The 2357-nt window shown below is 51.1% G+C and carries 3 protein-coding genes; 1 reads left to right on the top strand and 2 read right to left on the bottom strand.

Annotated features, from left to right (window positions below):
- Nucleotides 1-153 precede the first annotated feature (153 nt).
- Nucleotides 154-774, top strand: coding sequence for an outer membrane beta-barrel protein (locus tag VFS25_RS01910; protein ID WP_326460420.1), 621 nt, complete (start codon nt 154-156; stop codon nt 772-774).
- Between the two features lie 86 nt (nt 775-860).
- Here VFS25_RS01910 and VFS25_RS01905 read toward each other — a convergent pair whose 3' ends face one another.
- Nucleotides 861-1835: an FAD:protein FMN transferase gene (locus VFS25_RS01905; protein WP_326460419.1), complete on the bottom strand. Its 975-nt coding sequence runs from the start codon at nt 1833-1835 to the stop codon at nt 861-863.
- Nucleotides 1836-2043: 208 nt separating this feature from the next.
- A partial coding sequence (locus VFS25_RS01900) for an acyl-CoA dehydrogenase family protein (RefSeq protein ID WP_326460418.1) occupies nt 2044-2357 on the bottom strand: 314 nt, incomplete at its 5' end.

Raw genomic sequence — 2357 nt, 5'->3', positions numbered from 1 at the left:
CAGGAAGATAAAAAGCTGGATGCCGTGTGGAATGCCATGTTCAGGGGCGCCGGCGTGTGGGATAGCAATAACGTGAACAGCATGGTGACCGCCGTTTTTTCACAGTCACCTTACCTGAAGAAATAATTATGGTTTACTTTAAAACTGAAGAAGATGTTACGCTTAAAAAACTGGATCATGATAATAGCAGGGTGCCTGTGTATGCAAGCCGTATCTGCACAGGTACGTCCCCCGCTTTCCTTTAATATCAATTACTCCATTTCACAGCCCCTGGGCGCCCTGAAGGATTATGCCGATAAAACCAGCTTCCGTGGCTGGCAGGCCGGGTTGCAATACATGATCAACGACCAGGTAGCCGTTGGCGTAAAAAGCGGGTTCCAGGACTTTTATGAAAGAGTGCCCCGTGCCGTTTATCCTACCAAAGGTGGAGATATTTCCGCAGTGCAAAGCCGTACCTTGCAGGTAATACCCGCCCTGGCCACTATACAATACCAGTTCACCAAACCGGATGCAGCCGTAATTCCCTATGCATCGCTGGGCATAGGAGCCGCCAATATGGAGTATCAAAAATATTGGGGCATGTTTGTAGATAAGGATAACAGCTGGCACTTTATGGCCAGCCCGGAATTGGGAATTAATATACCATTCGGCAAAGCTTCACCGTTATTATTAAACGCAAGTATCGAATACAACTACGCTTCCTATAATGTAGCCGAGATCACCAACTTTAGCACAATTCAGGGAAATATTGGTTTGCGCTGGCACATTGACTAAAGTTACTCCATATTCTAGGGAAGCCGTGTTTATATCGGTTGCCCCGCGGGAATGATCCGGCGGGGCTTTTTATTGGGCGGCAGCGGCTAACTGCCGGTTGCCAGGTATTTTTTAAACCCCGGCGAGCAGCGCTCCTGTATATTGCCGGCGGCATCTTTATAAATGAAATAAGCGTCCAGTCCATATTGCGGATGCTGCTGCAGGAAGCTGAGCGCCTTATCTACCCCCATTAATATCAGCGCATTGTCAAAACCATCGGCAGTAATACAATCCCCGGCTATTACCGTAACGCTGATAATGTTGTTGTGCAGCGCCTGCCCGGAAACAGGATCAATGGTATGTGCAAAGCGGGTGCCGCCCTGGTCAAAAAAGCGGCGGTAATTGCCGCTGGTGGCAATGGCTTTGCCGGCAAGGTACACCAGGTTTTGCACAGGGGCGTCGCCGCTGCCGGATGAAGGCCCTTCAATGCCCACACTCCAGATTTTGTGTTGCGCATTATGGCCTCCGGCGCGCAGCTCTCCGCCCACATCCACCAGGTAATTGGCAATGCCCTGCCGTTCAAGGAAACGGGCCAGCACATCTACCGTGTACCCCTGGGCTATGCCGTTACAATCTATTTGCACGCCTGCTTTTTGCTTGCGCAGCACATTCCCGTTTACCTGCAGGTAACGGTAACCCACCAGCTGCAGGCGCCGGCGCAGGGTATCTGCCGGGGGTATGCCTTTCCAGGCGGGTTTTACCGGGCCAAAGCCCCAGGCATCTACCAGCGGCTTTACCGTAATATCAAACGCGCCGCCGGTAGCGCGGCTTACTTCCAGGGCGCGGGTAATAACCGCCTGCATGTGGGCATCCATCTGCACCTGCCTGCCGGCGTTAAAGCGGCAGATCAATGAGCCGGGGCGGTATAATGAGAGGGACTGGTCTATCTGCTCAAAAATGCTGTCAATGGCGTGTTGCAGGGATGCGGTGTCGCTGCTGATGTATTTAACAATATAATAGGTGCCCTGGGCTTTGCCTTCGCATACCTGTAAATGCTGTGCGCCGGATGTAAGCGGCAGCAAGCAGCAACATGTAAAAAGCAGGAGGCGGCATGTGGATGGTATGATGTAAAAAATACGATGTAACAAGTGAGCAATAAATGTAATGACCGGCATTGCTGAAAATTAAAGTCTGGTAAGCGCCTGCAGGCAGCCGCTGTTTTCCTGCGAAGAAACAAAAAGGCAGCAATAAAAGAGGTGCCTTTTTATGTTAATGGTTTTAACGCCCTGCTCAATGGAATGCATCAATACCGGTAATATCCATACCGGTAATAAGCAGGTGAATTTCATGGGTGCCTTCGTAGGTAATCACGCTTTCGAGGTTCATCATGTGGCGCATAATGGGGTATTCGCCGGTAATGCCCATACCACCCAGTATCTGGCGGGCGTCGCGGGCTATTTTGGTGGCAATATCGCAGGCATTGCGCTTAGCCATAGATACCTGTGCCGGCGTGGCCTTGCCTTCATTCTTCAGCACACCTAAACGCCAGTTCAACAGCTGGGCCTTGGTGATTTCGGTGATCATTTCGGCCAGCTTTTTCTGGG

Source organism: Chitinophaga sp. (assembly GCF_035761305.1).
Classification (GTDB): domain Bacteria; phylum Bacteroidota; class Bacteroidia; order Chitinophagales; family Chitinophagaceae; genus Chitinophaga.
The sequence above is the reverse complement of the archived record's forward strand: the minus strand, read 5'-3'. Positions and strand labels throughout refer to the sequence as shown.